The sequence below is a fragment of the Enterovirga sp. genome (genome assembly GCF_035325185.1).
In the GTDB taxonomy this organism is placed as follows: Bacteria; Pseudomonadota; Alphaproteobacteria; order Rhizobiales; family Beijerinckiaceae; genus Enterovirga.
This window is the reverse complement of the sequence record NZ_DAOLAJ010000041.1, coordinates 1-3,880: the sequence shown is the minus strand read 5'-3', so window position 1 is coordinate 3,880 and position 3,880 is coordinate 1. Positions and strand designations below refer to the sequence as shown.

Annotated in this window: 2 protein-coding genes and 1 pseudogene; 2 read left to right on the top strand and 1 reads right to left on the bottom strand. The window is 71.9% G+C overall.

Going from position 1 to position 3,880, the window contains the following annotated elements:
• Positions 1-1,985: ComEC/Rec2 family competence protein (locus PKD06_RS09990; protein WP_324380025.1), on the bottom strand; the 1,985-nt coding region annotated here is incomplete at its 3' end.
• A 125-nt stretch (positions 1,986-2,110) separates the two neighbouring features.
• Here PKD06_RS09990 and gltX point away from each other — a divergent pair.
• Positions 2,111-3,562 (top strand): glutamate--tRNA ligase, encoded by a 1,452-nt coding sequence (gene gltX / locus PKD06_RS09985; protein ID WP_324380024.1) that lies wholly within the window; start codon positions 2,111-2,113, stop codon positions 3,560-3,562.
• A 109-nt stretch (positions 3,563-3,671) separates the two neighbouring features.
• Positions 3,672-3,880: pseudogene (gene gltA, locus PKD06_RS09980) on the top strand (citrate (Si)-synthase); the annotation flags it as partial.

The following is a 3,880-nucleotide window of genomic DNA, read 5'->3' as shown; positions in this document are numbered from 1 at the left end:
CCCTCGAACCCCCGCCTGTTCGCGACCACCGAGACGGCCCGCCCGTCCGCGAGATGCGCCGCGCAGCCGAGCGGATCGCAGCGCGAGGGATCGCGCAGGGTCCGGTCGCCCGCGCGGCGCGGATCGCCGTCCGCGCGCAGCCATTGCTCGACCGTGAAGGCCGCGACGGGGCCGAGAACGAGGAGGCGCCCATCCGGCTGCCGCACTGCCATTCCCGTACCGTCGCGCGCCACATAGATGTCCGGCCGCCTCGCGGCGGCGGCGAGGGCGAGGCCGGCCACGAGCGGAAGGAGGGCCAGGATCCGCAGCGACGATCCGGGCAGGGTCGCGAGCAGCAGGGCCGCCGCGAAGAGACCCAGCGCCGTCCCGCCGAAAGCGGGAACGATGACGATCGAGTTGGCGAATCCCGCGACCCAGCCCGACAGGCGCAGCACCGCCTCCACCGCCCAGCCCATCGCCGCCCAGACGGGCTGATCGAGGCCGAAGGGCAGCGCCAGGATCCCGATCACCGCCGCCGGCATCACGGCGAAGGAGACGAGCGGCAGCGTCGCGGCATTGCCGATGAGGCCGTAGGGCTGGAGGTTCTGGAAGTGATAGGTGCCGAAGGGAGCCGTCGCGGCGGTGGCGACGAGGGTGGTCGCGGCCACGCCGAAGACGATCCCTCCGAGCTTCAGGCCGGCACGCCGGAGCGCATCGCCGGGCTCGGAGGCCCGCCGCCGGCGCCGGACGACCTCGGCGAGGGTGATGAGGCCCGCGACCGCTCCGTAGGACATCTGGAAGGAGGGGCCGAGCAGCGCCTCGGGCTCGCGCGTCAGGACGATCAAGGCCGAGAGGGCGAGGTTGCGCATCGACATGGCCGGCCGGTCGCACAGGATCGCGCCCTGCATGACGAGAATCATCACGAGCGAGCGCTCCGTCGCGACCTCGGCGCCGGAGAAGATGCAATAGGCCGCGGCCGCCGCCATGCCGACGAGGGCCGCGATCTTCTTGATCGGCCAGAAGAGAGCGAGGCCGGGCGAAAGGGCGAGAAGGCCGCGCGCGAGCGTGAAGAAGACGCCCGCCGCCAGCACCATGTGCAGGCCCGAGATCGAGACCACGTGATAGATGCCGGCGGCGCGCAGGATGTCGTTCGTCTTCTCCTCGATGAGGCCGCGCTTGCCGGTGACGAGGGCGGCCGCGACCGCCCCGGCCTGCCCCCCGATGCTTCCGGCGATGCGGGCGGTGAGCGCGTTGCGGGCCCGGTCGACCATCGCCGCGAAGCGGGTGGAGAAATCGGGCGGGGGGCCGATGGCCCGGCGCGCGCTTCCCGAGACGGAGCCCACGGCTCCGATCCCCCGGAAATAGGCGTCGCGCGCGAAATCGTAGCCGCCCGGACGTGCGGCTTCCGGCGGCGGCATCAGCCGCGCGGTGGCGCGCACGAAATCGCCCGGCGCGACAGTCCCGAGCGACCGGACGGTCAGCCGCACGCGCTCCGGCCGAGCCGTCTCCGCAAGCCCCTCGATGGCGGAGACGCGCAGGACCAGCCGCCCGCCTCCCCCGCTCCGCTCCTCGACGCTCTCGACGAAGCCCGAGACCTTGGCGGAGAGCGGGCGCGCCAGGACCGGCGCCTCGACGAGCGCCATCCGCAGCAGCGTCGCCGCGAAGCCGAAAAAGACGGCCGCCAGCGCAGCGAGCGCCGCCTGCCGCCCGAGCCGGGCCCGCGCACGCCAGGCGAGAGCGGCAAAGGTCGCGCCCGCGGCCAAAGCCGGCCAGAAGGAGGGCGGCCCGTCCGCGGCGAAGGCGAGGAGGATGCCCGCGCCATAGGCGACCGCCAGCCAGGGCAGGAGCCGGCGGTTCTCGATCTCCTCGCGCAGGGCGCCGCGAAACCACCCGCCCGCGATCGCGGGCAGGCGCCGGTGCGCGCGAAGCCCCGCCGCAACCGGGGCGGCGAAGACCGGCCGCGCCAGCGCTCGCGCCGCGGCGCGCCGGCTGCCGGATGAACGCAATTCGTCCCGTCCCCGCTCCATGGCCCCGGGCTTAACGCCGCCTCCGTCGCCATGCTAAACGAGCGCCGCCGGGCCGCCAGCCCTTTCGCGCCGGCCGATCCCTTCTCTCCCGAGCCATTTCGCCAATGCCCGATTCCGTCGTCACGCGCTTTGCGCCATCGCCGACAGGTTTCCTCCATATCGGAGGGGCTCGCACCGCCTTGTTCAACTGGCTCTATGCCCGGCGATTCGGCGGCAGGATGCTGCTGCGGATCGAGGACACGGACCGGGAGCGCTCGACCGACGCGGCCATCGCCGCGATCCTCGACGGCCTGTCGTGGCTCGGCCTCGACTGGGACGGCGACGTCGTCCATCAGTTCGCCCGGGCGGCCCGCCACCGGGAGGTGGCCGAGCAGCTTCTCGCGAGCGGGGGCGCCTATCGCTGCTACGCCACCGCCCAGGAACTCGCCGAGATGCGCGAGGCCGCCCGCCGCGAGGGCCGGCCTGCCCGCTATGATGGCCGCTGGCGCGATCGCGATCCCTCCGAGGCGCCGGCCGGGCTGAAGCCCGCCATCCGCCTGCGCGCCCCGCAGGAGGGCGAGACGGTGGTCGAGGATGCCGTCCAGGGCCGGGTCGTCTGGCAGAACAAGGATCTGGACGACCTCGTGCTGCTGCGCTCCGACGGCACCCCCACCTACATGCTGGCCGTGGTGGTGGACGACCACGACATGGGCGTGACGCAGATCATCCGCGGCGACGACCATCTGACCAACGCCGCGCGCCAGAGCCAGATCTACCGGGCCTTGGGCTGGTCCATCCCGGCCATGGCGCATGTGCCGCTGATCCACGGGCCGGACGGGGCCAAGCTGTCGAAGCGCCACGGCGCGCTCGGCGTCGATGCCTATCGCGAGATGGGTTATCTCCCTGCGGCTTTGCGCAATTATCTCGTCCGCCTCGGCTGGAGCCACGGCGACCAGGAGATCTTTTCGGACAAGGAGATGATCGCGGCTTTCGACCTCGGCTCGATCGGCCGCTCGCCGGCCCGCTTCGACTTCGCCAAGCTCGAGAACCTCAACGGCCACTACATGCGCGCGGCGGACGACGCCGCGCTGGTGGATGCGCTCGACCGGTTGATGCCCGCTCTCGGCCCGAGCCGCGGCCTCGGCGCCGCGCTCGATCCCGAATTGCGGCGGATGCTGCTCGCCTCGATGCCGGGCCTCAAGGAGCGCGCGAAGACGCTCGTCGAGCTTCTCGACAGTGCCTATTACCTCTACGGCCCCGCCCCCCTCGTCCTCGACGCGAAGGCCGAGAGCCTGCTCGACGCGGCGGCGCGCGGACGCCTCGCGGAGGTGCGGGCCGATCTCGCCGCCCTCGCCGACTGGACGCCGCAGAGCCTCGAGGCGGCCGTGCGCGGCTATGCGGAACGGGCCGGAATCAAGCTCGGCCAGATCGCGCAGCCGCTGCGGGCGGCGGTGACCGGGCGGGGAACCTCGCCCGGCCTGTTCGACGTGATGGGCATCCTCGGCCGGGAGACATGCCTTAGACGTATGGATGAGCGCCTTCTGTCCGCAGCGCGGAGCCCGGTGAACGCCGCTTGAACGGCCCAAGGCGATCCGATACCGATGAGGCCGCATTTGCTGCGGCGCACACGGCACTGGTGAACGCCCGTTCGTCTCGAACGGGCGATCGTGGAAGAAAGGGATGTCCATGAACGGCAACAGCAGCACGCTGACCCTGCACGACAAGACAACCGAATTTCCCGTGAAGTCGGGCACGATCGGGCCCGACGTCATCGACATCTCGAAGCTCTACGCCCAGACGGGCGCCTTCACCTACGATCCGGGCTTCACCTCGACCGCCGCCTGCGAATCGAAGATCACCTATATCGACGGCGATGCGGGGATCCTGCTCTATCG